The organism is Aeromonas sp. R1-2, from assembly GCF_040908505.1.
GTDB lineage: Bacteria > Pseudomonadota > Gammaproteobacteria > Enterobacterales > Aeromonadaceae > Aeromonas > Aeromonas veronii.
Genome location: NZ_JBFODU010000051.1, coordinates 21,919 through 45,442, shown reverse-complemented (window position 1 = coordinate 45,442; position 23,524 = coordinate 21,919). Strand labels below are relative to the sequence as shown.

General features: G+C 54.9%; 33 protein-coding genes and 1 other RNA gene. 28 read left to right on the top strand and 6 right to left on the bottom strand.

Annotated features, from left to right (window positions below; all coding sequences use genetic code 11):
* Positions 1–268: 268 nt before the first annotated feature.
* Entirely contained in the window at positions 269–1,015 is a 747-nt protein-coding gene (locus AB5Y76_RS17795; RefSeq protein WP_081318870.1) for a helix-turn-helix transcriptional regulator, read from the bottom strand.
* A 408-nt stretch (positions 1,016–1,423) separates the two neighbouring features.
* On the opposite strand from AB5Y76_RS17795, the gene AB5Y76_RS17790 reads away from it, so the two are divergent.
* From AB5Y76_RS17790 to AB5Y76_RS17735, 12 genes are all read left to right on the top strand, one after another.
* Positions 1,424–3,637 carry a DNA-binding protein gene (locus AB5Y76_RS17790; RefSeq protein WP_368177800.1) on the top strand — a complete coding sequence of 738 codons (2,214 nt, stop codon included), beginning with the start codon at positions 1,424–1,426 and terminating at the stop codon, positions 3,635–3,637.
* 42 nt (positions 3,638–3,679) lie between these two features.
* Entirely contained in the window at positions 3,680–4,402 is a 723-nt protein-coding gene (locus AB5Y76_RS17785) for an AAA family ATPase (protein ID WP_029300291.1), read from the top strand.
* Between the two features lie 69 nt (positions 4,403–4,471).
* Positions 4,472–5,050 (top strand): hypothetical protein, encoded by a 579-nt coding sequence (locus tag AB5Y76_RS17780; protein WP_052143514.1) that lies wholly within the window; start codon positions 4,472–4,474, stop codon positions 5,048–5,050.
* The gene (locus tag AB5Y76_RS17775) at positions 5,034–5,585 is read left to right on the top strand and encodes a transcriptional regulator (RefSeq protein ID WP_041217404.1); all 552 of its coding nucleotides are present in this window, start codon (positions 5,034–5,036) and stop codon (positions 5,583–5,585) included. Before AB5Y76_RS17780 ends, AB5Y76_RS17775 begins: the two co-directional genes overlap by 17 nt.
* Positions 5,586–5,641: 56 nt before the next feature.
* Positions 5,642–5,890 carry a hypothetical protein gene (locus AB5Y76_RS17770; RefSeq protein ID WP_005353401.1) on the top strand — a complete coding sequence of 83 codons (249 nt, stop codon included), beginning with the start codon at positions 5,642–5,644 and terminating at the stop codon, positions 5,888–5,890.
* Positions 5,891–5,909: 19 nt separating this feature from the next.
* Positions 5,910–6,089: a hypothetical protein gene (locus tag AB5Y76_RS17765; protein WP_368177799.1), complete on the top strand. Its 180-nt coding sequence runs from the start codon at positions 5,910–5,912 to the stop codon at positions 6,087–6,089.
* A gap of 10 nt (positions 6,090–6,099) precedes the next feature.
* Positions 6,100–6,720, top strand: a complete 621-nt coding sequence (locus AB5Y76_RS17760; RefSeq protein WP_167567774.1) for a DUF3164 family protein — start codon at positions 6,100–6,102, stop codon at positions 6,718–6,720.
* 12 nt (positions 6,721–6,732) lie between these two features.
* On the top strand, positions 6,733–6,927 hold the full coding sequence (locus AB5Y76_RS17755; protein ID WP_368177798.1) for a hypothetical protein: 195 nt from the start codon (positions 6,733–6,735) through the stop codon (positions 6,925–6,927).
* A gap of 7 nt (positions 6,928–6,934) precedes the next feature.
* Positions 6,935–7,004: hammerhead ribozyme type II (locus tag AB5Y76_RS17750), an RNA gene on the top strand.
* A gap of 45 nt (positions 7,005–7,049) precedes the next feature.
* Entirely contained in the window at positions 7,050–7,307 is a 258-nt protein-coding gene (locus AB5Y76_RS17745; protein WP_368177797.1) for a hypothetical protein, read from the top strand.
* Positions 7,294–7,560 (top strand): hypothetical protein, encoded by a 267-nt coding sequence (locus AB5Y76_RS17740; RefSeq protein ID WP_368177796.1) that lies wholly within the window; start codon positions 7,294–7,296, stop codon positions 7,558–7,560. Before AB5Y76_RS17745 ends, AB5Y76_RS17740 begins: the two co-directional genes overlap by 14 nt.
* On the top strand, positions 7,560–8,024 hold the full coding sequence (locus AB5Y76_RS17735) for a gp16 family protein (protein ID WP_368177795.1): 465 nt from the start codon (positions 7,560–7,562) through the stop codon (positions 8,022–8,024). Before AB5Y76_RS17740 ends, AB5Y76_RS17735 begins: the two co-directional genes overlap by 1 nt.
* On the opposite strand, the gene AB5Y76_RS17730 is transcribed toward AB5Y76_RS17735, so the two are convergent.
* Entirely contained in the window at positions 8,011–8,805 is a 795-nt protein-coding gene (locus tag AB5Y76_RS17730) for a toll/interleukin-1 receptor domain-containing protein (RefSeq protein ID WP_368177794.1), read from the bottom strand. The two genes, AB5Y76_RS17735 and AB5Y76_RS17730, sit on opposite strands and share 14 nt — an antisense overlap.
* A gap of 70 nt (positions 8,806–8,875) precedes the next feature.
* Positions 8,876–9,253, bottom strand: coding sequence for a hypothetical protein (locus tag AB5Y76_RS17725; protein ID WP_368177793.1), 378 nt, complete (start codon positions 9,251–9,253; stop codon positions 8,876–8,878).
* A gap of 130 nt (positions 9,254–9,383) precedes the next feature.
* Between AB5Y76_RS17725 and AB5Y76_RS17720 the strand changes: the two genes are divergently transcribed.
* The 12 genes from AB5Y76_RS17720 (at position 9,384) to AB5Y76_RS17665 (ending at position 16,838) form a co-directional block, all read left to right on the top strand.
* Positions 9,384–9,818 carry a Mor transcription activator family protein gene (locus AB5Y76_RS17720; protein WP_368177792.1) on the top strand — a complete coding sequence of 145 codons (435 nt, stop codon included), beginning with the start codon at positions 9,384–9,386 and terminating at the stop codon, positions 9,816–9,818.
* 111 nt (positions 9,819–9,929) lie between these two features.
* Complete coding sequence (locus tag AB5Y76_RS17715) at positions 9,930–10,268, top strand: hypothetical protein (RefSeq protein WP_257124840.1); 339 nt, start codon at positions 9,930–9,932, stop codon at positions 10,266–10,268.
* A 5-nt stretch (positions 10,269–10,273) separates the two neighbouring features.
* Entirely contained in the window at positions 10,274–10,855 is a 582-nt protein-coding gene (locus AB5Y76_RS17710) for a hypothetical protein (protein ID WP_257124841.1), read from the top strand.
* Between the two features lie 440 nt (positions 10,856–11,295).
* Positions 11,296–11,871: a glycoside hydrolase family 108 protein gene (locus AB5Y76_RS17705; protein ID WP_368177791.1), complete on the top strand. Its 576-nt coding sequence runs from the start codon at positions 11,296–11,298 to the stop codon at positions 11,869–11,871.
* The gene (locus AB5Y76_RS17700) at positions 11,868–12,185 is read left to right on the top strand and encodes a hypothetical protein (RefSeq protein ID WP_368177790.1); all 318 of its coding nucleotides are present in this window, start codon (positions 11,868–11,870) and stop codon (positions 12,183–12,185) included. The genes AB5Y76_RS17705 and AB5Y76_RS17700 overlap by 4 nt, the downstream gene beginning before the upstream one ends.
* Complete coding sequence (locus AB5Y76_RS17695) at positions 12,178–12,399, top strand: hypothetical protein (RefSeq protein ID WP_005353373.1); 222 nt, start codon at positions 12,178–12,180, stop codon at positions 12,397–12,399. The genes AB5Y76_RS17700 and AB5Y76_RS17695 overlap by 8 nt, the downstream gene beginning before the upstream one ends.
* A gap of 167 nt (positions 12,400–12,566) precedes the next feature.
* On the top strand, positions 12,567–12,794 hold the full coding sequence (locus AB5Y76_RS17690; RefSeq protein ID WP_368177789.1) for a TraR/DksA C4-type zinc finger protein: 228 nt from the start codon (positions 12,567–12,569) through the stop codon (positions 12,792–12,794).
* Positions 12,775–13,089, top strand: coding sequence for a DUF2730 family protein (locus tag AB5Y76_RS17685; protein ID WP_016350122.1), 315 nt, complete (start codon positions 12,775–12,777; stop codon positions 13,087–13,089). Before AB5Y76_RS17690 ends, AB5Y76_RS17685 begins: the two co-directional genes overlap by 20 nt.
* Positions 13,086–13,382 (top strand): hypothetical protein, encoded by a 297-nt coding sequence (locus AB5Y76_RS17680; protein WP_068982158.1) that lies wholly within the window; start codon positions 13,086–13,088, stop codon positions 13,380–13,382. The genes AB5Y76_RS17685 and AB5Y76_RS17680 overlap by 4 nt, the downstream gene beginning before the upstream one ends.
* Positions 13,383–13,396: 14 nt before the next feature.
* Complete coding sequence (locus AB5Y76_RS17675) at positions 13,397–13,972, top strand: DUF3486 family protein (RefSeq protein WP_106843604.1); 576 nt, start codon at positions 13,397–13,399, stop codon at positions 13,970–13,972.
* Positions 13,972–15,540: a terminase family protein gene (locus tag AB5Y76_RS17670; RefSeq protein ID WP_368177788.1), complete on the top strand. Its 1,569-nt coding sequence runs from the start codon at positions 13,972–13,974 to the stop codon at positions 15,538–15,540. Before AB5Y76_RS17675 ends, AB5Y76_RS17670 begins: the two co-directional genes overlap by 1 nt.
* Entirely contained in the window at positions 15,540–16,838 is a 1,299-nt protein-coding gene (locus AB5Y76_RS17665; RefSeq protein WP_368177787.1) for a DUF935 domain-containing protein, read from the top strand. Before AB5Y76_RS17670 ends, AB5Y76_RS17665 begins: the two co-directional genes overlap by 1 nt.
* Before the next feature lie 359 nt (positions 16,839–17,197).
* Here AB5Y76_RS17665 and AB5Y76_RS17660 read toward each other — a convergent pair whose 3' ends face one another.
* Together AB5Y76_RS17660 and AB5Y76_RS17655 are read right to left on the bottom strand one after the other, a co-directional pair.
* Complete coding sequence (locus tag AB5Y76_RS17660) at positions 17,198–17,860, bottom strand: hypothetical protein (RefSeq protein ID WP_335838130.1); 663 nt, start codon at positions 17,858–17,860, stop codon at positions 17,198–17,200.
* A 44-nt stretch (positions 17,861–17,904) separates the two neighbouring features.
* Positions 17,905–18,048 (bottom strand): hypothetical protein, encoded by a 144-nt coding sequence (locus AB5Y76_RS17655; RefSeq protein ID WP_335838131.1) that lies wholly within the window; start codon positions 18,046–18,048, stop codon positions 17,905–17,907.
* A 172-nt stretch (positions 18,049–18,220) separates the two neighbouring features.
* Here AB5Y76_RS17655 and AB5Y76_RS17650 point away from each other — a divergent pair, with 172 nt between their 5' ends.
* Together AB5Y76_RS17650 and AB5Y76_RS17645 are read left to right on the top strand one after the other, a co-directional pair.
* On the top strand, positions 18,221–18,532 hold the full coding sequence (locus AB5Y76_RS17650; protein WP_368177786.1) for a phage virion morphogenesis protein: 312 nt from the start codon (positions 18,221–18,223) through the stop codon (positions 18,530–18,532).
* Positions 18,533–18,594: 62 nt separating this feature from the next.
* Complete coding sequence (locus tag AB5Y76_RS17645) at positions 18,595–19,932, top strand: DUF6161 domain-containing protein (protein WP_148610706.1); 1,338 nt, start codon at positions 18,595–18,597, stop codon at positions 19,930–19,932.
* Positions 19,933–20,014: 82 nt separating this feature from the next.
* On the opposite strand, the gene AB5Y76_RS17640 is transcribed toward AB5Y76_RS17645, so the two are convergent.
* Complete coding sequence (locus AB5Y76_RS17640; RefSeq protein WP_368177785.1) at positions 20,015–21,169, bottom strand: HNH endonuclease; 1,155 nt, start codon at positions 21,167–21,169, stop codon at positions 20,015–20,017.
* A gap of 73 nt (positions 21,170–21,242) precedes the next feature.
* On the opposite strand from AB5Y76_RS17640, the gene AB5Y76_RS17635 reads away from it, so the two are divergent.
* Together AB5Y76_RS17635 and AB5Y76_RS17630 are read left to right on the top strand one after the other, a co-directional pair.
* On the top strand, positions 21,243–22,463 hold the full coding sequence (locus AB5Y76_RS17635; protein ID WP_368177784.1) for a phage protease: 1,221 nt from the start codon (positions 21,243–21,245) through the stop codon (positions 22,461–22,463).
* 80 nt (positions 22,464–22,543) lie between these two features.
* Positions 22,544–23,452, top strand: coding sequence for a Mu-like prophage major head subunit gpT family protein (locus AB5Y76_RS17630; RefSeq protein WP_368177783.1), 909 nt, complete (start codon positions 22,544–22,546; stop codon positions 23,450–23,452).
* The last annotated feature ends 72 nt before the right edge of the window (positions 23,453–23,524 follow it).

Genomic DNA, 23,524 nt, shown 5'->3' with positions numbered 1-23,524 from the left:
CTGTAACCCACCACCAAGAATGAAAAACCGGGAGCTGGTGAAAACAAGTGGGAAATGGCGGGACAAACTCAGGAATAGCGGGGCTTGTGGCGTGATGCGGTTAAGCCAAGCCGTTTAACCGCAAAATGAAAACTTTCGAGTCAAGCTGCTAGCCAATGCGCTGAAAATGAAAAACTAGGCGTAATGCCTAGTTTTAATTGGGATTGTTTAATCCCTTTGTAAACAGGTCACGAAATCCTAACTGGCGGAGTTGTTAGGATGTTTTTGGCTAAAAAAAATCGTGCCCGGCCCAGACTACCTTGCCGATCACGGCCAGGTTCTCCAGCTGGTTGGCTGGAACGACCTGCAGGGGGTAATCATCGCGGTTGTCGCTGATGATGGTGATCCCACCATCGAAGTTTTTCTGCAGGCGCTTGGCGTAGAGCTCTTCCCCCAGGCGCAACACGAAGATGGATCCATCTTCGATCTGATTCTTGCTGATATCGACCAGGATAGAGTCACCAGAGTGGATGGTGGGCTCCATGCTGTCGCCTTTGGCGAAGACCACCACCAGGTTATCCGGGTTTAACTTGCGAAACGTGAGCCACTTGCGGCGAAAGGCCAGCTTGCGTTTAACCTCATGATCATCATTAAACGCACCATGGCCGGTACTGACGGTGACATGGTAGCCATCGATCAGCGCGTACTCCTCATCAAACTCCTCACGTTGCACCATCTGCTCGGCCGCTCCATCGGGGTGTTTCGGGCCCTGACCGGTGGCCAGCCACTCCAGATTCACATTGAACGTCCGCGCGATGCGCAGCGCCTTGTCGATGGTGGGCAGCGAATTAAACGGTGGGAAGTATTTGCGCATCCCCGACTCACTCATCCCCACCAGTTCGGCAAATGCCTTGTAGCTCAGGCTCCCGCGCAGCTCATCCAGACGGTCACTCAAAGTATCCATTCCCGCCGTCAGAAAAGATACCTCACCGTCTTTTTGTGCTGCTTGTGGTTTTTCTTCATAACGCTCTGACATACAAGGAATTCTCGGCTAGTGGCTAATGCTGGTGAGTCGGTAGACAAAAAATTCCGCACAAAAAGACTTGTCAATCTTTTTGGGGTGATCAATCATTCATATGTGACGCATTGCGACATAAAATCATTCTTTTATGAATGATAAAGATACGCACTGCGACACTTGATGATACCGAAACGGGGTGAGTATGTCAGGGAAAACACCAGAGTGGATCAGGGCTGAGCTCATAAAATGCGGATATTCCCAAGCTGCTTGGGCCCGCGCTAAAGGGTTGCACCCCCGAGCCGTACAGCGTTGCATCAAACACTATGCTCCGGCCAGAGGGATTAGCCCCAAGCGTCGGGAAAGCCGCGCCATCATGGCCCTGCTGTCCGAGTCGCTGGGGATCGACCTGCTGGGAGGTGACCAATGAGCACCTGGTACACCGCCCAGGCGCTGGCCGGATTGGTCGGCATGCCCGCTTACCCCGATGGTGTGCGCAAAAAGGCCGAGCGTGAAGAGTGGCAAAGCCGCAAGCGCGAGAAAGGCAAAGGGGCCGAATACCACATTGGCTCACTGCCGATTGAAACCCGCCGTTACCTGGCAGAACAGGCTGTGGCCACACAAGGCCATGCAGTGACCGATCATGCAGCGGGTGGCAAGGCCATGGCCAAGTTGCTGGCACGCGAGGTGCCGGTCAAACCGGAGGCAGGCCGCAAATTGCTGACTTTGGGGGAGGGGGCTCGCCAGAAGGTCGATGCCAGACTGCTCATCCTGCAGGCCGCCGATATCTTCCTGGCCCCCTATCACGCCTGCCAGCAAGGGGAGGTGGGTCGCCGCGCCTTTATCGAGGCATACCGCGCCCGCACTCTAGCCCTGCCTGTCAGCGTTTATGAAAGGCAAAAGCCATTCAGTCTGATCACCCTGCGCCGCTGGCAAAGTGCGCTGGCGGATGAAGGCCCCGCAGCCCTGGCTGGCAACTATCAGCGGGAGCGGCCATCAACCGTCGAACAGAGCCCGGATCTGGCCCAGTTTCTCACCGCACTGGTCACTACCAAGCCCCATCTGGCCAACAAGTGGGGGGCGCTGCACGAACTGGCCAGCCAATACAGCGAAATGAACCAGCTGGGATGGCAGATCCCCAGCCAATCCTCCTTGCGTCGCTGGATGGTGAAATGGTTGGCAGAGAACAAGGTGGCGTTTACCTACACCACCAACCCGGATGCCTACAACAACAAATACCGCAGCGCGATCGAGGAGATGTACCCCTGGATGGCCCAGCCCAACGACGTGTGGGAGTTCGATAGCACTCCGGTCGATGCCATGCTGGTGGATGGTCGCCACAGCATCATCGCGGTGATCGACGTGTATACCCGTCGCGTTCGTCTGCTGGTGGCCAAGAGCTCATCGAGCGAAGGGATCTGCTTGCTGTTGCGCAAGACCCTGCTGGCCTGGGGCACCCTCAACGATAACGGCGTGATGCGCACCGATAACGGCTCTGACTACGTGAGCCAGCGGGTCATGTCCATCTGCACTCTGCTTGGTATGAACATCAGCCGCTCCAACGCCTACTCGGGGTGGGAGAAACCCCATATCGAGCGGTTTTTCCGCACCTTGAGCCATGGCCTGATAGAGCTGTTGCCCTCCTATATCGGCCACTGCGTGGCAGACCGTCAGGTGATAGAGGCCCGCAAGAGCTTTGCCCAGCGCCTGGAAGAGAAGCGCAAACCGGATGCGCAAAAAGAGATTTACGAGCTGGCCATGACAGCCGCAGAGCTGCAAACCCTGCTCGATAACTGGCTCGATGCCCGTTACCACAACCGCAAGCACAGTGCCCTAGGGGTCAGCCCCAATGAAAAGTACCAACTGGCCCGTTATCAGCGCCGCGCCATCCCCGATGAAGCTGCGCTGGATCTGCTGCTCAACCATATCGGCGAGGCGACCGTCTCCAAAGGCTTTATCAAGGCCGGTGGCCTCAAATACAGCGCCCCCGAACTGTTGGAGCACAACTGGAAGAGCCAGCGGGTCAGCGTCTTTCTCGATCCGAGCGATGTGGGCCGCGCCATCTTGTACCGCACCGGCGATTGGAACGAGCGGATCGAGGCTATCAACATCGACCTGCTGGGCAATGGCATCAGTCCCGATGCCTTCCGGGCGGCCAAAAAAGCCGATGCCAAGGCGTTGGCCAGTTTTCGCCGCGAGATGCGCAACCTTGCCAAGACCTTTGGCATCGACCAGCTCCATCAGGATGTGGTGCGCCACTTCGTCGATCAGGCCAAGGGTATTGAAGCGTTCAGTCGGCGCGATCTCACCCTCGATAACCCGGCATTGGCCGCGCTCACCGGGGTCTCAACCCCCGCTGAACCCGCCCGTTTCAATGCGGCAGAGCTGGCCGCCATAGAAGCCAGACGAGAAGCGAAAGCGCAGCGGGCGCAAGCCACCGCAGGGCAGGAATCGAGAGCACTCAAGACCGAGTACGAGCAAGCCATCTATCTGGCAGAGCGGGAGCTGGATACCCCGCTGACAGAGCGGGAGAAGGAGTGGCTGACCCGATACCTCTACAGCCACAAGCTGATGGCAAAACGCATTAACCGCCATCTGGATGAAGTTCGGGCTACCCGCCGCACCCAGGCAAAAGGTTAGCGAGTAGCCCGAAAAGGCCCAAAAACAAAGGACAAACCCACTATGAAACACAAGATCGTTGAAGTCAAAAACATGATCAAGACCGAGCAGCTGCTCGACAACTTGCTCAACCGCTCCAGCATAGTGCCAGGCATTGGCCTGATCCATGGCCCCTCCGGCTTTGGCAAGACCACCGCTGTGGAATGGCTGTTCAACCAGGACGAAGTGAACGGCATCTATGTCCGCTGCTACAAGGCCGACACGGTGACCAGCCTGCTGGAACAGATTGCCAAAGAGATCGGCATTCCCCAGCGCCATAACCTGCGTGCTCAGGTCGATAGCATCATCGAATCCGTCCGTGCCGAAGAGCTGGCCATCTTCGTGGATGAGGCCGATTACGTGGTCGGCAATGCCCGCATCATGGAGACCCTGCGCGATATCTACGATGCCACCGAACAACCCCTGATCCTGGTCGGGATGGAAGAGATTGCCCGCCGCATCAGCCAGCGCAAGCAACTGTTTAACCGCATCTCCCAGTGGATCGAATTCAAACCGGCCGATCTCGATGACGTGTCCCTGATTGCCAGCGAAATGCTGGAGGTGGACGTGGAGATCGACGATGCACTGCTGGATCTGATCCGCAAGCGTTCCAATGGCGTGGTGCGCACCATCGTCTCGGCCCTCGACAAGATTGAAAAAATGGCGATGGCCTCTGATGCCCGGATTATCCGGCTGGAGGACGTTGACGCCAGCGAGCTGCTCCATGACGTGCGTCGCAGCCGCTAGCCGTCAGGCTACAGCCAATAAAAACAAAGCACGGGAGGGATTCCAGTGGTTGATACAAAAGCAACGCTAATGACGTTGCAAGCCTGGGAATGGATGTGCCAGCAAGAGACTTTTCTGATCAAGGACGTGATCGCCGTGACGGGAATGTCGGAGGCACATATCTACAAGGTCGTGCGTGACTGGTTGGCCGCTGGCCACCTCATTAAACACCCGGACGGCGTGGTATCCCGCCCGGCCTATTTCAAAGTGGTTAGCGCTCAATACATGCCACCGATTGGCAAAAGCAGTGGCCAGAAGCGGCCCAAATGCAGGAACAAGCGCAAAACCAATCAACAGAAAATGTGGAACACCATGAAGATCAGCCGCTTCTTCACCCTGACAGACCTGATGCTGACGGCAGAGACGGGTCAGAAACAAGCCTGGTTTTACACCGATAGGTTGGTAAAAGCCGGTTACGTCAAAGTGCTGTTCAAAGTTGACAGTTTGCTGCCTGTACCCGCCAGACACGGCCTGACAGGACGCTATCAGCTGGTCAGGGATACAGGCCGTTATGCCCCGCTGTGTCGTGACCATGGTTGCTGGGATCAAAACCAGCAGCAGTTATACCCGTTCCAACGGGAGGAGGAGACACATGGAAACGTGGCTTGAGGTGTTGCAGGCCGAAGTGGCGGCCAGTTCGCTAGCCCAGGTGGCCGAGAAGCTCGGGCTCTCTCGCACCACCATCAGCCAGGTCTGTAACGAAAAGTATCCCGGCGATATGGCAAGGGTACAGACCCTGGTGGAAGGGGCCCTGATGGGCAACAAGGTGAGGTGCCCCATCCTGGGTGATATCCCGGCGCATCAGTGTCTCGCGCACCAACGCCGAGGCCCCAGCGAAGTGGGCAGCAGTCCGATGGATATCAAGCTCTGGAAGGCATGCCGCAGCGGTTGCCCCCATAGCCAGCTGACCGAGGCGCAGCAACTGCGCCGCCCGATGCGGTTATCGGTAGAGCAGGGCAAAGGGTCGCAGAAAACGGCTCGCTATGACGCCGAGGCCACCCTCTCGAGATTGCGCCGTCAGGCCAAAAGCGATGGCGACAATGCCAGCAGCAGCCTGCGCATCCTAAGTGAGCTGCTGGCCGAAGAGCTGAAAATCATGGCCATCAAATACAACCGGCTGCTCGACAAGCAAGAAGGCAAATAAGGGTTGGTGGGGCTCTTTCGCGGTGGGCCCGGTGACGAGATCACAAGGAGAACGGGATGAAAAAGCATCTGCACAGCAATTTGCAAAAGACCGCCGAGCAACTCAGCCACTGGCTGACGGCCAAGGGATATGACGTTCGCACCAGTCGGGTTTGCCATACCCCGCTGCTGGCGGTTACCGGGCCACTGCCCAAAGAGATGCAGGCGCGCGCCGTGTTAAGCCGTGAATGTCTGGCGGGCGTGGTGCGTGAAGTTGCCCTGGTGCGCTTTGGCGGGTGCCTGCTGCACTGGCGCCAAGAATCCTGAAACTGGCAAGGGGTATGAGATGAGCAAGATCCAGCTTGAGATAGAAGACGAGGCGCTGGCGCGGGTGGTGCTGCGCCAGTTACCCAAGTTTCTCGAATTCTGCAGCGCGGCCCACCAGGAGGAGCTGGCGAGCGCGACAGCAAAGCAACACTGCGCCGTGATGTGCCCTCCGGTGCCCGGCAGCAAAAAGATCCATTAAGGAGAAGTCCATGCAAGAAGCACAAACAAGCAGTACCACCCCGATGCGCCAGAACGCTCAGGGGCACTGGGTACCGGAAAACCTGATCGCCCCGGCAGACAAGCTGCGCGATGAAGTGGTGCTGGCCATTATCGCTGCTGCCCGCGAGCAGCGTTCGCAGCTGGCAGCCTTCAAGATTGGCGCCATGCAACAGATCGCCGACTTTGTGGATCTCTCCGCCGAGCAGTACGGCGTGGCGTGGGGCGGTACCAAGGGCAACGTGACCCTGCTCAGTTTTGATGGCCGTTACAAGCTCATTCGGGCAGTGGGGGAGCACCGCAAATTTGATGAACGGATCCAGGCCGCCAAAGCGCTAATTGACCAGTGCATCGAACGTTGGAGCGATGGCGCCAGCAGCGAGATCCGCGCTCTGGTAGACCATGCCTTTCGGGTATCCAAGAGCGGTCATATCGACGTGAACCAGGTGCTCTCCCTGCGCCAGCTCAATATCGATGACCCGGATTGGCTATTGGCCATGCAAGCTGCTGTCGATGCCATCCAGGTGACCGGCACCAGCCAATATCTGCGGCTCTACGAGCGTGACGCTCACGGGCGTTACATCCAGATGAGCCTGGATCTGGCCAAGGTATAGGGAGGAGGCGTGATGGAAATCAACGTAGAAAAAGCCGAAGAGCAACTGCTGCTCTGTGAGCAGATCACCGAAACCGAGGGCACCTGCTACCCCGACGACACCTATGAGGATGGCATCAAGGCCGCCTTGCTCTGGGCGCTGGGGCTGAGGCCTGCCCCCCTCAATGCCGAGGAGTATCAAGGGGTGACGCCACTGCAGTTCGAGTAATGGCCCGCTGCGAAACAGGGCGACGATGCCGCCCTGTCTGCCCGGTGTGGTGGCCGGGTACTGATGAGCAACCAAACGATCTGGGCCCAGGTCTTCACCGTCTTGATACAAGGAGCACGGCGATGACCAAAACAGAGATGGATATTCGACTTACCAAGTTATTCAGCAGCGCAGCCATTGCACTGGTAGCGGCTGACAAACGGGCTGTGTGCAAACAGCTCAAACAGTTTGATAAAGAGGCGCGCGCCCGTGGTTTTCATGCGCTGGCCGGAGAAGCCTGCCAGATGCGCTGGCAACTGGTGGCCGAATTGCAGCAGGCGAAATTGGCCAGAGATTGTGGCGGGGTACACGAAGCCGGGGATTGCCATGGCCATCTATAGCCCCCTGTTGGCTCCCCATATTCTGGCCCGTCGCCTGCAAAGCGGTCGGGCCTGCATCACCGAACTGGGGCTGGAGCAGCGCTGCCCCCGTTGTGGCGAGTTCTGGCCATGGGATACCGAGTTTTTCGGTATGGCTAGCGATGCCTCTGGGCTCTCCAGCTGGTGTCGGGGGTGCCTCAATGAGCACTACCAACAGCTGAGAGTGGCCGGGCAGCACCATGACAGCAAGGCCGAACGGGGAGGGGATAGGTGATGGATAAACGCAGCAGACTGATCCGGTTGGTACAGGTAGGGCGCCGTGCGTTGGCGCTCGATGACGAGTGTTACCGCGACCTGTTGGCCAGCCACACCGGCAAGCGCAGCGCCGCCCTGTTGAACGAGCAGGAGCTGGAACTGGTGCTGGCTGCCTTCAAGACGGCGGGCTTTACGCCCAAGCCTGCTCGCCATGCCGCCAACAGACGGCTGAGTCCGGTGACCGGTAGCCACGTCAGGGTCAATGAAATTGCCAAAATCAGGGCCATCTGGTGCGAGATGGCCCGCCTTGGCATCATCAGGGATGGCTCGGAAACCGCATTAAACCACTGGGTGCAACGGATGACCGCCCGTTTAAACGGTGGGGTCGGGGTGGCCGAGGTGGGCTGGCTGGATGCGCCTCTGGCCGTCAAAGTGCTGGAGGCGCTGAAAAAGTGGTGGGAAAGGAAGATTAGGGCATATTAGAAGTATACGATGTCTTGGCATCGTATTTATCTAAGGTTTTTAATACCCACTGCAAGGGAACTTTAAGTTCTTTGGCGATATCTTTTGGTTCAATATTACTGTTTGCCATTTCTAAGCATAAAATCCCACGGTCTTTGATTTCAATATCATTCACTGTTCTAGCTAGTGAAAAAGTATCTTTTGGCTGTTCCTGTGAGCGTTCCAATTGGTTTAAACGTTGGTTAAGTGAACGTGTATGCTCAAGAATTTCTGCCAGAATGTCTTTCTCTGGTCGTGTTTTTGGTCTTTCAGTAACCGGGGTATTAGCAATAATGGCTTGAAATTGCTGCTCAAATTGCGCCCAATAGGTGTCCAGTACCTTGGTCAGAATAGCGGGGTCTAGGCGGTTATCCCCCAAGCGGTTGTTGAGCGTATGCACTAGGGCATAAATACCACCTTGGTCTGGCTTGGTATGGTTGAACTGAGCCAAGGGGTCTCGAATATCGTGGGGCTCCAGGTCGATCAGCAGGGTGCAGACACGAGAGTTGGAGAGGCCCTTGGCCAGTGCGCCAGCCTCAAAGAGTATCCAGGGTTTCTCTTTGTTCTCTTGGGTCAGGCAGATTATGCCGGTTGTCACATCCTGCAACTGGTCTTGGATTTCGCTAAACCAGAGTGAACCCCGGTCAATATCCTTGGTGGAGATCCAGGGGCGGATCGCCTGCAATACGCAACGCAGCCACTCATCCAGCAAGGTGGCCACCAATCGACTGCGTTCCCCCGACCAACTCAGAAATACCTTCATCGCTTACCCCATTAACCCGCTGATTGAAGGGGGATTTTATCTGATGGGCGAAACAGGGGCCAGCAGAATCCTAGTCACTCCACCGCGCCAGCAAGCGGGCTAGAAAACCGAGCAGCCCTGAATGGTGTTGGCTCGGTTCCAGTCCCGTTGCCAGCAGCTTGATACCTGCAATCAAGAGACCTAACCATAGGAATGCCATTCCAACGAACTCAGACCAATGTAGTCTGCGCGCAACAGCTTGGAAGGCCATGGTTCGGAGATCCAAACCGGTTGTGAGCTGAGGGATTTCTTGAATCTTGCTGATGATCCATGCGGGTAGTAGCCAGTAGAAAAGCCCATATCCGATCAGGCCCAGCATTAGAGCACCCCACCAGGAACTCATCAGCATAGTGCTGGCGGTGTCGGTAATAAGTGACTGGTTTCTCCGTCGATAATAACGTCGGCCCATAGTTTTCAGACCTTTCCATGAATTTTGTTGGGAAGAGAGTTAAGGGACTCAGTATGCGCTAAAAAATGTGCGCATAAAATGGCCTGTGTTCTAATCGGCGCACCGCTTTTTCTATTTTGTCGGGGGAGTCATGGAACAGAATCAGGATCTCTTTGCTGATGATCACGCCTCGTTGGGGCAACTGGTCGATCGCCTCGACCAGGTCCCGGCCTCGGAACTGACGGCCAAATGGCCCAAAGCCCTGAGCGAGCTGGTGGATGTGCTGGCCTGCGAACTGGTAAGAGGGGGAATGGTGCAAGAACAGGCCAAGGCTCAGGCGCGAAAGCTGGCGCTGGTACAGGCCCATTACATGGGGGGGCGTGCCTACTACATCCCCACCGGGGAGCATCTCAAGGCAGCGCTGCGGGACAGAGCTATCTGGGATGAGTTCAATGGCCGCAATATCGACCAGCTTGCCCGTAAGCATGGCCTCTCGGTTCCGCAGACCTATGCTGTGGTTGCGGAGCAGAGATCATTAGCATTAAAACAACGACAAGGAAGACTATTTGTGTCGGTTGATACATGAAGTTTTCGTGATGAAGATAAAGTAAGTCATTGGTTGATGGTGATTTATCGATATTAGCGTGATATAGTTCAGCCCTATTTGGCACCAAAATGAATTCGCTTGAGTCCTAAAATGACAGAACATCCAACTAACAATCAAACAATGCTGACAGTTGAACATGCTCGTAGCTCCAACTATCAGGTTCATGTAGCTAGTGGTGTCACCGTAAATCCGATGGATGGTCGCATCGAGATGTCATTTTTTGCTGATAGAGTTCGATATAATCGAGAGGGACTTGTCACTGATGAACACAACCCCTCTGTAATGCGTGCGAATGGTCAAATTGAGGCGAGCCCGTTACGTGAACATGTAACAGGGGTTAGTATGTCAATAGAGAGTCTTATGGGTCTAAGGGATATGCTTAACTCTCTAATTGAAGATATTTCTATGCAACAGCGCCCCAATCCTTGATCCAGATGGCTACAGACATGGTCACTCACGGTCATAAAGACGGTGCAAAAAACACTGCGCAGTTTCCTCCTTATGTTCGGAGTTCTTCAGTCAATGAAGCAGTTCCATCGTGGAGTTCTAACGGTGTGCTTAAAGTCTTAACTTCATGCGCAGCGGTTGCAGTCGTTTCGTTGACTCCTATGCAGCAATCTAGCGCTAGCAATGTCAAGATTTCTCCAGCACCAATCGTTGTTTCCACAGAGGTTTCTCGTGTTATACGACGTGACAAGTGTGAGTCTGACGTGTACGTTGAAGAAGAGAGCATCGAGCCAACTAGCGATTGCCAAGCTTTTGAAGGCTCTTCTGTAGTCTCTGAAACAGTAAGGGAGGAAGGTTCTATGCTGAGTCCTGCCGATCTTGATCACCGTGAAAGAATCTTCAAGACCACCGTCAATAGTGTGACGTTACTCATAGGGGCGGGGATTGCGTCTGCAGTCTTTGGTCTACTAAGCTGGGTAGATGTTGTTCCAGGTGTTTTAGCTGGCATTGGGGTTCTGGGGTCTTGTGGCATTCAGCTGAACAAAGTTGATGCTTTAAGAAAACAGTAATGGCCCAGTCAAGGAAATGATTTGATAAAATGCCTGATTTTAGTCAGTTGTTTAACTTCATACCAAATACTCTTAAAGAGTTGGCATCTTTTTTGCCAACCAAAGACAACCATAGATTCAATCTTACATTTGATATAATTGCGCTCTTATTTATAGTTTGTTACGCATTTATTTTGTATGCAACGTTGGGTGTAACCAACAGTGACAAAATGGACTTGGTTCTCGAGATTATTAGTCGCATAGACATCGCATTTTTATCCGGTGGCGTGATGGCTTTTCTATGCTGGGTCACAACACTGTTTAAAAAAGAATAGCTTCGGCCCTTCAGTGACTTGCTGAGGGGCTTTTTGCTAGCATTCAAGTTAACTAACCCACCATAAACCCATGCCATAGAGGCCCCTCGGTACGCTGCTGATAACGCAGTTCACCGAGGGGCCTTTATGTTATCACTCGCTCTTAAATGGTTGCTTCGTCCTGATGTGGAAGGGGGGGAAGTCAACCACCCGGCAGACCGGGGTGGTCATACCAAGTACGGCATCGCCGATGCCGCCGATGGCAAGAAGGACGGCATGGCCGACCTCGATCGGGATGGGGTACCCGATATCGCTATCGGTGATCTGACTCCGGCCCATACCGAGCCCTTTTACCGCCAGAACTACTGGGCGCCCGCCCGCTGTGACCTGATCGCCAGCTTAAGCCCGGCCCTCGCTATCGCCGTGTTTGATGCAGCGGTGCATCACGGGCCGAAACGCGCCATCCAACAGCTGCAGCAGGTCTTGGGGGTGATGGCAGATGGTCGCCTTGGCCCGGTATCGATTGGCAGGCTCAAGCAGCAACTGGGCGCCAAGGGTGAAGGCCAGTTGTTGCTGGCGTTGATGATGCAGCGGGCCAGCTTCATGCACGGCATTGTGCGCAAAGACCCGAGCCAGTGGGCCAATGCCGATGGCTGGATCAACCGGCTGCTGCGTCTGCAGAGCTACCTCCTTTCCGACGTGGTTGGCGAGGTGGTGGCATGAGCGTGCTGACCATCAAGCAACAGAAGGCGGCGGCCGCGATCCAGGCTGCGGGCTACTTTGGCATTCCTGAGCTCAAGAACCCCCGTTACCTCGCTTGCTTCAAGGATGGGCGCAAAGCCCATCTCAAGGCCGCTCTGGCCAATCAGATCGCTGACCCGAAGGCGATCCCGCTCTATAGCCACCACCAGACCCGTCAATCCCTGTTTGAGAAAGGCTGGCGTTCGGTGACCGAACTGGATCGCCTGCGGGCCCGTGCCCGTCATTGCCAACCTCCGTTATTTCACCCCAAAAAGAAGGAAGTCCATCATGCCTGATTCCCTGTTACCTCAAGCGAAGTCTGCCTTTAAAAGCCGCACCGTGATCGGTGGTGTGATTGCCGTGGGGGCCGGTATTGCGGGTCTGTTCGGTGTGCCGGTCGATGCGGGTACCCAAGCGAGCTTGGCATCCACTCTGGTGGATCTGGCCAGTGCGGTGGGTGGCCTGCTCGCCATCTGGGGCCGCATCAAGGCGACCCATACCGTCCGTTAAAACACTGTTTGAGCCTGTTCCAGTAGGCGTTATTGGCGCAGCCAGTTTGGTCTCGGACAGCGCGCAGAAACCGCAGCGTACACGCAGTACGTGAGGCTTTCGAGCACTGCCCAGGGCCAAAATGGCAAGTGAAATAGCCTAATGGGATGGGCTCCGAGAGAGGTCATGTGACAGACCAAATAGACCGTGCCCAGCTGGCCGATGCCGATCGAACTGGGCGCATTATCGAAGCCCACCAGAACAGGGAAAGGCCACACGGCGATGGTATCTGTTGCGATTGTGACGAAGCCATCCCGTCCTCCCGCCTTGCCGCCGAGCCTGGTGCCGAGCGCTGTATCGAGTGCCAGACCCTGTATGAGCGCAAGGAGGCGACCCGTGTGGGAATTCATCGTTAAGAACTGGGGGCCTCTTTATGCATTGGCCAGCTTGGTGGGTCTGGTGGTCATCATCTTGCTCTCCAAAACCTACGCCAAGCGCGAAGACCTCACGGCCCTGGTGCAGAGAGTCCAGCGGGTGGAGCAGGTACTGGCTGATCTGCCGAGCGAGCGTGAGCTGCACAAGCTGCAGTTGGAGATCAGCGAGTTGCGGGGGGAGTTGCGGGAGGTGAAGCCGGAGCTGCGCCAAGCCCGTCGCCTTGCCGATCTGCTGTTGGAAAATGAGCTCGCCGCTGTACAGAAGGAGAAGCCATGAGCATTCAACAAATATTGGACGCCCAGCAGCGGCTGGTGATCCTGCGCTCCCTGCTGGATATCGGTGGTGCCGCCAACGAGTCAATCCTCAATGACTGCCTTGACCAGCTGGGTACCGGCCGGGTGACGCGGGATCGGGTGAAGATCCTGCTGGCCTGGCTGGAAGAGCAGGGGCTGGTACGCATCGAGCGACTGGCTACGGTGCAGGTGGCTCACCTGACCGGTCGTGGCCAGGATGCGGCAGAGGGCCGGGCAACGGTACCCGGCGTCAAGAAGCCCAGGGCTGGGGATTAAGGGGAGGATTAAGCATGAGTGAGAAGCCTACCCGAGGCCGCGCCAGCAAGGTGTGGCTGCTGCCTGAGTCCATCCGCAACGCGCTCAACGAGATGCTGCGGGACAAGGGCAACAGTCAGGCTGCCATCCTGGATGAGATCAACGGCCTGATCGAGGAGGCGGGGTTGCCCGATGATCTCAAGCTATCCCGCTCCGGGTTGAGCCGTCATGCCAGCCAGGTTGAACAGGTCGGCCAGCACCTGCGGGATTTGCGCGAAACCACGGCCGCCTTGACCTCCCAGCTTGGCGACAAGCCGATGGGGGAGACCACCAAGCTCATTCTGGAGCTGGGCCGTTCCCAGTTGTTCAAGGCGATGCTGGCTCAGGTGCAGAACCCGGAGGAGGCGGTGGATATCGACATGCTGAAAAACGCCATGCTGGCGGCCCAGCGGCTCGAATCGACCGCGATGCAGAGTCACAAGCGGGAGAAAGAGATCCGCCAGGCATTTGCCGAAGAGATCGCCGCCAAGACTGAAGCCATCGTGACTCAGGCGGGCTTGAGCGGTGAAGCCGCCGCCGAGATACGCCGCGAAATCCTGGGGATTGCCTGATGACCTCCATTACTCAGACCCCTATCGCCCAACAGTTGGCCCAGACCCTGGGTACCGAATACAACCCCGACGAGGTGTTGCTGCCATACCAGCGCATCTGGATTGCCGACGAGAGCCCGCTCAAGATTGCCGAGAAGAGCCGCCGCACCGGTATCACCTGGGCGGAGGCTGCTGATGCAGCCCTGACGGCCTCCAAGACCAAGACGGCCGGGGGCTGCCACCACTTTTATGTGGGCAGCAACAAGGAGATGGCCCGCGAGTTTATCGATGCGGTAGCGATGTGGGCCAAGGCGTACAACAAGGCGGCCGGTGAGATCCAGGAGGAGGTGTTCACCGACGATGAGGATAAAGCGATCCTCACCTTCGTGGTCTATTTCGCCTCTGGCTTCAAGGTGCAGGCGCTCTCCAGTAACCCCTCCAACCTGCGGGGGATGCAGGGCAATGTGACCATCGACGAGGCCGCATTCCACGACCGACTGGCCGAGGTGTTGAAGGCCGCCATGGCGCTGACCATGTGGGGCGCCAAGGTGCGGTTGATCAGTACCCATAACGGCGTCGATAACCTGTTTAACCAGCTCATCAACGACAGCCGCGCGGGCCGCAAAGAGTATTCCATCCATACCATCAGCCTGGACGATGCTTGCCGCCAGGGGCTCTATCGCCGGATCTGCCAGGTCAAGGGCGGCCTTTGGACACAGGAAGCAGAGGACGCCTGGAAGGCGGGGCTGCTCAAGGCCACCGCCACCGAAGAGGATGCCCTTGAGGAGTATTTCTGCGTACCCAAGCAGAGCAGCGGCGTCTATATCAAGCGCACCCTGATCGAGCGGGCGATGCAACCGGATATCCCCATCCTGCGCTTTACCGCCCCCAAAGACTTTGAGCTCTCGAGCGAGGAGACCCGCAAGGCAGTGGTGGATATCTGGTGCGAGGAGAACCTCAAGCCCTGTCTGGAAGCGCTCGATCGCAGTTGCCGCCATGCGTTTGGAGAGGACTTCGCCCGCAAGGGGGACTTGTCGGTGTTCGTTCCGCTCTCCATCACCACCAACTTGCGCAAACAGGTGCCCTTTGTGGTGGAGCTGGTCAATGCCCCCTATGAGAGTCAGCGCCAGATCCTGTTCTACCTGCTGCAGGGGTTGCACCGTTTCACGGCGGCGGCCTTCGATGCCACCGGTAACGGCGGCTATCTGGCAGAGGCTGCCAGACTGCGCTGGGGCGCCAGCATGATCGAGTGCGTGATGCTCAATGACCCCTGGTATCGGGAGTGGATGCCCAAGCTCAAGGCAGAGTTTGAGGATGGCAACCTGACCATCCCGCGCCATGCAGACGTGCAGGATGACTTGGGGAAAATCCAGGTCATCAACGGCATCCCCAAGATCGACAAGGGCAAGAACACCGGCCAAGGGGGCCAACAGCGCCACGGTGACTTTGCGGTGGCCTTGGCCATGGCGGTGCGGGCCAGCTGGATGGAGGGGGGCGCCATCGAGTTCACCCCACTACCAGGTAAACGTGATGACCATGGCAGCGACAACAACGATGACTATCACCGATATGAGCGAGGAGCCTGGTAATGGGCAGGATCATTGATATCCATGGCAAAACCATGAGCCTGGAAAAAGAGCCGCAGACCGAGAACGATGCCAAGTTGGCCCAGCTGCGCCGTCACTACAGCGATCACCCGACTATCGGGCTAACCCCCGGCAAAGCGGCGGCTGCGTTGAAAGAGGCCGAGGAAGGGGGCCTGCTCGCCCAGTGCGAGCTGGCCGAAGATATGGAGGAGAAGGATGCCCACCTGCAGAGTGAGCTCGGCAAACGCCGCCGCGCCCTGCTGGGGGTGAGCTGGACAATCGAGCCGCCCCGCAATGCGTCTCCAGCCGAGAAGCGCGATGCCGAGCTTATCCGGGAGCTGCTGGAGGACTTCACCTGGTTGGATGATGCCATCTTTGATGCCACCGACGGGATCCTCAAGGGGTTCAGTGCCCAGGAGTTCTGCGGCTGGGAGATGGTCGAGGGGCTGCAGATCCCCAAGGGCATCGTCTGGCGCGACCCTGCCTGGTTCCAGACCCACCCGGATGATCGCAATCAGCTGCGCTTGCGAGACGGCAGCCAGGAAGGGGTTGCCCTCAACCCCTTTGGCTGGCTGCTGCACAAGGCCAAGTCCAAATCGGGGTATCTGGCCCGCACCGGTCTTGTCCGTACCCTGATCTGGCCGTTTCTGTTCAAGAACTACAGCGTGCGGGATCTTGCCGAGTTTTTGGAGATCTACGGCCTGCCGGTGCGCCTTGGCAAATACCCGGAAGGGGCGACCGAGAAAGAGAAGGCCACTCTGCTGCAGGCGGTACTATCTATCGGTCATAACGCCGGGGGCATTATTCCGCGTGGGATGGAGATTGAGTTCCAGAACGCCGCCAGCGGTCAGGCCGACCCCTTTGTGGTGATGATGGAGTGGTGCGAGCGCTCCATGAGCAAGGCCATTCTGGGGGGCACCTTGACCTCGCAGGCCGATGGCAAGAGCTCGACCAATGCTCTGGGTAATGTCCATAACGAGGTGCGTCAGGAGGTACGGGATGCAGATCTCCGCCAGCTGGCCGCCACCCTGACCCGCGATCTGGTCTATCCCCTCTATGCCCTGAACGGCAAGAGCTATCAGGGCCCGCGCCGTAGCCCCCGGCTGGAGTTTGATGTGACCGAGCCGGAGGATATCTGCCGTTATGCCGACAGCCTGCCCAAGCTGGCAGCCTGCGGCATGCGCATCCCGCTCGACTGGGCCCACAAGAAGATGCAGATCCCGCAGGCCGAGCCCGATGAGCCGCAACTGGTTGCTGCTACGTCGGCCAGCAAACCGCCAGCTGATAAAGGGGAGGGGTGATGGCGGTTGCTGTTTTTAGCGACCGATCTTCTTTAGCCCCCTCTCCCCTTGCGGGAGAGGGGTGGGGTGAGGGGGAGGTTGCAGGGGGAAAATAAAAATACCCAAGCGGCCAGATACTGACGGCTTGGGTATCGCGCCCACCCCTATCCCTGTTGGTATACAGCCATTTCGGCTACTGGGAGACCTGTTCGCCTAGCTCTGTATGAGCCGCCTGCATACCCCTTGTTGATTTGAATCGCGCCGTGAGAGCAAAGGGCTGTTCACAGGGCTTAACTCGCAAGAGTGCTCAAATCTGTGGCGGTATTGCCGCCTTTCAGAGCGTTAAGGTGCTCTGACACCTGTTTGGGTGTCCGGTGAGGCTACCACTGTGCCGGGAACTCCTCAATCCCTTCCACCTGAAAGCCGTGTTGCAGCAGGGCTTGGCGGATCAGAAAGGGGACAGTGTGAGCATCGCTAGGCCATGTGGACGCTATTTCAGCGCTGGCCTTATCAAGGTGGCCCACCAGTTGTTTGCAAGTTAGTGGGGGAGAAATGGATGAGAACCAAATCGAATCATCCTGATGGCTATCGAGTAACAGCCCATCGTTAAATTGAATGCGCGCTTGAAAAACTATTCGAAAGGTATCCTGCCCTTGGTGATGCACAATCAGGCGCTCTTCCGGGTTGATCTTGTGCTGTTTTCCGCTGCGGGCATCGCGCCGCAGGTTGTAGAAGATGTGCTGGAAAATCACCTTGCCCTCAACCCGATAAAATTTCTTCGTCTTGGTTTCATCATCGATAGACCAATAGAGGCGAAAGGATTGGCGGCGCAGCGTATGGCCATAGCGGGTCAGCAATTCGGTCAGTTGCCCCTCATTGGCCAGTTTCGTCCCTTTTGCCCACGCGCTGACAATAGATTGCTGGGTTCGGCAAAGTGCGGCGATCTCTTTTTGCGTAAGACCATCGTTGAGAGCAAGCCGGATAAGGGCCCGAGTCTGTTTAAAAGGGCGCTTGGCGCCGGTGGATTGCTCGTTCTGTGTCATAAGGATCCAGATAAGGGGGGACTGAGCCCCCCGGTGCCTCTTGCTTACTTTTTGCCGCCGCTTTTCGGGGTCTGCGGATTCAATTGCCAGCCACGGTTCCCCTGATTACGGTCATAGGTATGGTTCGTACCGTTCGAGCCTTTGTTGGGGTTGCTGATATCGGCATTGTGGTTTGATTGCTTGGTCATAACATTCTCCCTTGTGTGTGTGATGACGAGAGAAATGTTAGCTAATTCATAATCTTATACCATTGATGATTTAATGATAAAAGTTGATAAACCGTGATATTTGACCTGGCTGCCCAATTTTCATTGGGCGCAGGATACAAGCACTGGCACAACAAGCAGCAGGGGGAATCAGATGGCAAATAACGAGAGTGTGCTCAATATGGTGGGGTTGGTGGAGGCTAGCGACTATCTGGCCAGCTTGCTGGCACGGCTCGCTGCACTGGAGCAGGGGAACGGTGTGGCTGCGGTCAGCGCGTTGCCAGAATTGCTGGCTGCCCAGCCCGATCCCCGCTCTCTCTACTTCGGTACCCCGCTTGAATATGGCGCGGCCCACCAGTTCGGGCGCCCAGAGATCAACCTGCCAGAGCGCCGCGCTCTGGGGCTGTCAGAAGGGGATAAAAAGAGCGTGTTGGAGACGCTGGAGGGGTATCTCATAACTGATTGAAAAGGATTGAGATCTAGCTAGTGCCAATGTCATCATATCCAGAATTCGATTGAGGCTGGTGCATGATGAGCGAACAAAGTATTGATACTAAAATTTCTGTTCCGCTAGGTAATGGAAGAGGTGAGAAAGTATTTTCATCAATTGACCAATATAACGATTTCATTAGAGGGGAGAGAGAATTCTGGAAATGGACAGATAGAAGATTTGATTATCCATTGAACCATCTGCAAGACTTCGTGAGGTCTTATTGTATTAACAATTTATTGATAGAAATTAATGATGGTAATGCTAAAAGTCAGTGGGATATATTGGTAAATAGGCAACATCAATGGTTGCCTATTTACTCATTCACCCCTGAAGGGGAGTTTGTTAAGTCCCTAGAGAGTGAATATGGTCATATAATTGCCATGTTTGCGCTGATTCATATCACGGATCTAACCCATAATGGATTGTCAACGGAATGTCAGCGTAACAGTCATTGTGCGGAAATGATGAAAATATTCTCTACTCAAAATTCATTTGCAGTTAGTTTGGTTCTTTCATTTGGCAATAAACTTTGTATAAACCAAGTTTCTTCATATATAAGCTCTGTTGAAAATTCACATAGACAATTTATGTCTACATTAGAATCAGTGGAAAAAGATCTCTCCCAATCAGTAGAGGACTATAGCAATAAACTCTCTGAAATAGTTAACAAGCATGAACTACTCCACAAAAAAACAAAAGAAAAAATAAAAAGATGGAGCTATAGATGCTTGTCAGGAATTAATAAAACTAGGGTTTTTGCAAAGAAAATCTTCGATGAGTCCAAACTGGATATAAGCCAAGCAGCAGCTGCATACCATGAGCAGATCGATTTAGATGCTTCAGTAACTTACTGGAATTCAAAAAAAACCAGAAATAATAGAAAAGCTTTCATATGGTTTGTTTTTGGAATTGGAGGATCTGTGGGGGCTACCTTTTATTTATTGGCAAAATACTATGCAAAAGGAGGTATTATTGGTATATCTGCAAAGTTGGCTGATGTGGGGGAGGCTGGCACAGCAGGTGTTAATAAACTCCAATCTGTTACTCCTGTGATAAGTAGTGGCATGGAGCATCTGGTATTTAACACTACAGGAGCCGCTCTTGTAGTCACCCTGATGGCTGTTATTATCAGAGTTGCATTACGTCAATTCAACACCTATTCCCATCTTAGCCTTGAGGCGGAGGAACGGGTCACTATGGTTAAAACTTACTTAGCCTTGCTTAATGAAGGCAAGCTCAAGTCCGATCAGGATCGCCATCTGGCATTGGAAGCTTTGTTCCGAACTTCTCAGACCGGCATGATTGCCGAAACCTCCTTTAACAGTCCCGTTGATATCATAGTGAAGTCACTAGCTGACAAGGCTAAGGTGTAGACGTTTTGGATAGCTGCCCCATCCCACTAGGTGGGGCACATGCTTTAGCTGCATTTGAGAGAGATTTAAACACCATTAAACACTAATCGGTTGATTGTTCATCATTGTAGTATTGGACAGGAAATGGTATTTGAAGATGTCTAAGGTAATAAGGTATCAATCTTTTCATAATAGATGTTACCAAAGAGTCTCTGATTTCTTCCGTCAAAATAGCACCTTCAGGATACATGCTAAAAAATTCATTTGTGGCTGATTTTATTAAATCGTCAAAGTGTTTCTTATTCTGAAGTATACTTGATATCGAATTTGCTCTTATAAGTCGCTCACGAATTTTGCAAACAGTTGCATCGTCAAGTTCACACGATGCTGGAATCGTATCTCTGTCAATTAATAATGGAATGTCTTTGCTTTCCTCCAAGTCTGTAACAATATTGTGACTATATGTTTTGTTGAGAGCAGTTCCAGTGTAATTATCATTTAATATAATCAAAAAACAGTGAGCACTAAAATATTCTATATAACAGTATAGTAATCTTGTCTGAGGGCAGCCTCGTAAATGAATCAAATGTGCTATCTCATATTCTGATAGTGACCCCATGACCATATCTGATGGATAGTTAAATACACAATCCACTTCATCATTTCCAATTATGTAACCAAGAAGGTGTTGTATAAATGAACGTTCACCACCAGAATGTATATAGAAATTTATTGCTGCTTTGCATACTGCTCTGAAGGTATCATCTCCCCCTACGCTAGAACTAATCCGAAGAGAGTCATTAAGATACACTGATTCTTTTTTTATTTTTGATTCAAGCATTGCTGTATTGATTTGTGGGTATTTTCTTTGGAGGCCAGAAAGCACTTGTTCTAGTTGCTTCTTGTCTTTAGCGTTGACATTTATAGTCACTTCCTTGTCAGAATTCTCTATTTTGATTTTTGGTACTTTTAGCTCAGGGTAACCACCGGGCCTGATATTATAGGCTATTCCAGTGTTTATATCTGTTGCGACAATATTAGGGACAGTCTTTCTATGTCTTTTTACATTGAACGAATTAGATAAAAATAAGAGTTGTGATGCTAGAGTCGCATCATACCTCTCACCTAAGGTAGAATTGCACTTGACACATATTAAATCCTTGGATGTAAGTTTTCCCCCACATGCATTCAATATAATATGTTCTTCAGTTACATTCTTACCGGCCAGCTCAGTGTTACATATATAGCAATTACTCATTGTTTCATCCTCAGCTGGTTATATAAGAGCTAGAGTTTACAGCATTAATCTACCATAAACCCCATCCCCCTTCATGCCGCCGCACTATGGCGGCATGAACATATCCAAGACCCCATACTCAGCGCCTTTCGTGGCTATCCTCCAAGCCAACCCTGTCAGCGGGGAGCGGCTGGCGGTGCTCGATGCGCAGCTCACCCCCCAAGGCGATGGCTGGTACCAGCTGCTGCCTGTCGGCCCGTTCAAGGCCCGTGATGGTCGTCCGTTCGATGTGGCGAGTGGTCACTGGCAACTGGACGGGCAGATCGCTGCAGCCCTGATTGCCCGTGCCAAAGCGCTCGGGCAAGACATCCTGATCGATTACGACCACCAGACCCTCAAGACTGACCAGAACGGCCAGCCAGCCCCTGCGGCCGGTTGGTACAACGCCGACGAGATTGTATGGCGCGAAGGGCAGGGGCTCTTTATTAAGCCGCGCTGGACGGAGCGGGCTGCCGCCCTGGTGGCTGCCAAAGAGTATCGATTCCTTTCTGCCGTCTTCCCCTATGACGCTCAGGGCCGCCCGCTGGAACTGCGGATGACAGCCATTACCAATGACCCCGGTGTGGTGGGCATGCAGGCGCTTGCCGCTTTGAGTGCGTTACCCGTTTCAAGCCATATGTCTATCCAACCCGGCCAGCTGGCCACCTCATCCCATGTTGCACAACAGGAGAAATCCATGAACGAACACCTGATCGCGCTGCTCGGCAAACTCGGCATCCAGCCGGGTGCCGATGGCCAGTTTACCGCCGAGCAGGGGACTGCCGCTCTGGCAGCTCTGGATACCCTGCAGGCCAGCGCTGCGAGCGCGCCGGAGCTGGAGGCGGCACTCTCTGCCGAGAAGGCATCGCTGGCTGCGCTCAAGGCGACCGTCGCCACAGGGCAGGGTGGCCAGATTGACCTGGCCAAGTATGTACCGGTGGAGACCTATAACGCCCTGGTGACGGAAGTCGCCACCTTGAGCGCCAAGGTTGAGACCACGGATGCCGCGACCTTGATCAAGGAAGCCCGTACCCAGGGCAAGGTGGTGGCAGCAGAAGAGGAGTATTTGACCGCCTATGCCGCCCAGAAAGGGGTGGCTGCCCTCAAGGCGTTGCTGGAGCCCCGTCCGGCGATTGCCGCCCTGGCCGCCAGCCAGACCACCCAGGTGACCCTGCCCGAGAAGAAGGGAGAGGCAGTGCTCTCGGCGGATGACAAGTATGCCGCCGATCAGCTCGGCATTTCCTATGAAGAGTTTGCCAAGGCAAAAGGCCGGTAGATTCGCTTAGCCGCGTAGCGGCGTAATCGGACGAACGCGACCGCCAGACCAACCTGTTTAACCAGAGAAGGAACACCCGTATGGCCATTGTTACTCCCGCGCTGTTGCAGGCCCTCTTCACCGGCTTCAAGAAGAACTTTGAAGACGCCAAGGGTGAAGCACCTGCCCAGTACACCAAGATCGCCACCGTGATCAAATCGACCACCAAGTCCAACACCTATGGCTGGCTGGGCAAGTTCCCCAGTCTGCGCAAGTGGGTCGGTGATCGGGTGATCGAGTCGATGAAGGCGCACGGTTACCAGATCGTAAACGAAGACTTCGAGGCCACCGTGGCGGTCGATCGCAACGATATCGAAGATGACGAGCTGGGTATCTACGCGCCGATGTTTGCCGAGATGGGCCGTTCGGCGGGCATTCACCCCGATGAGCTCTGTTTCGGTCTGCTCGGTGCTGGCTTCACCACGCCTTGCTATGACGGCCAGTATTTCTTCGACACCGATCACCCGGTCTATCCCAAGGCCGATGGCACCGGTACCCCTGTCTTGACTGCCAACGTGGTGGTGGATGCCGGTTATCAGGGGGAGCCCTGGTTCCTGCTCGATACCAGCCGCGCCCTCAAGCCGGTCATCTTCCAGGATCGCAAGTCACCGCAGCTGATTGCCATGACCAAGATCGATGACGAAGCGGTGTTTACCCGCAAGGAGTTCCGTTACGGGGTCGATTGCCGTGATGCCGCAGGCTTTGGCTTCTGGCAGCTGGCCTTTGCCAACAAGCGGGCGCTGACCCCCGACAACCTGTGGGATTCCTTCTCCAAAATGCGGGAGTTTCAGGCTGATGGCGGCCGCAAGCTCGGGGTGAAGGCCACCATGTTGGTGGTACACCCCTCCCTTGAGAAGCTGGCTACCCAGATGCTGGAGCGAGAGCTGTCGAACAGCAGCAGCAACGAGCTGAAAGGCAAGTTGGAGCTGGTGGTGGCTGACTACCTCTAACCCTGCGTTATGCCTGTTTAAAGCGGGGTTAAACAGCTGCCAGGCACTGTTTAACCCCCGGTTTAAACAGCC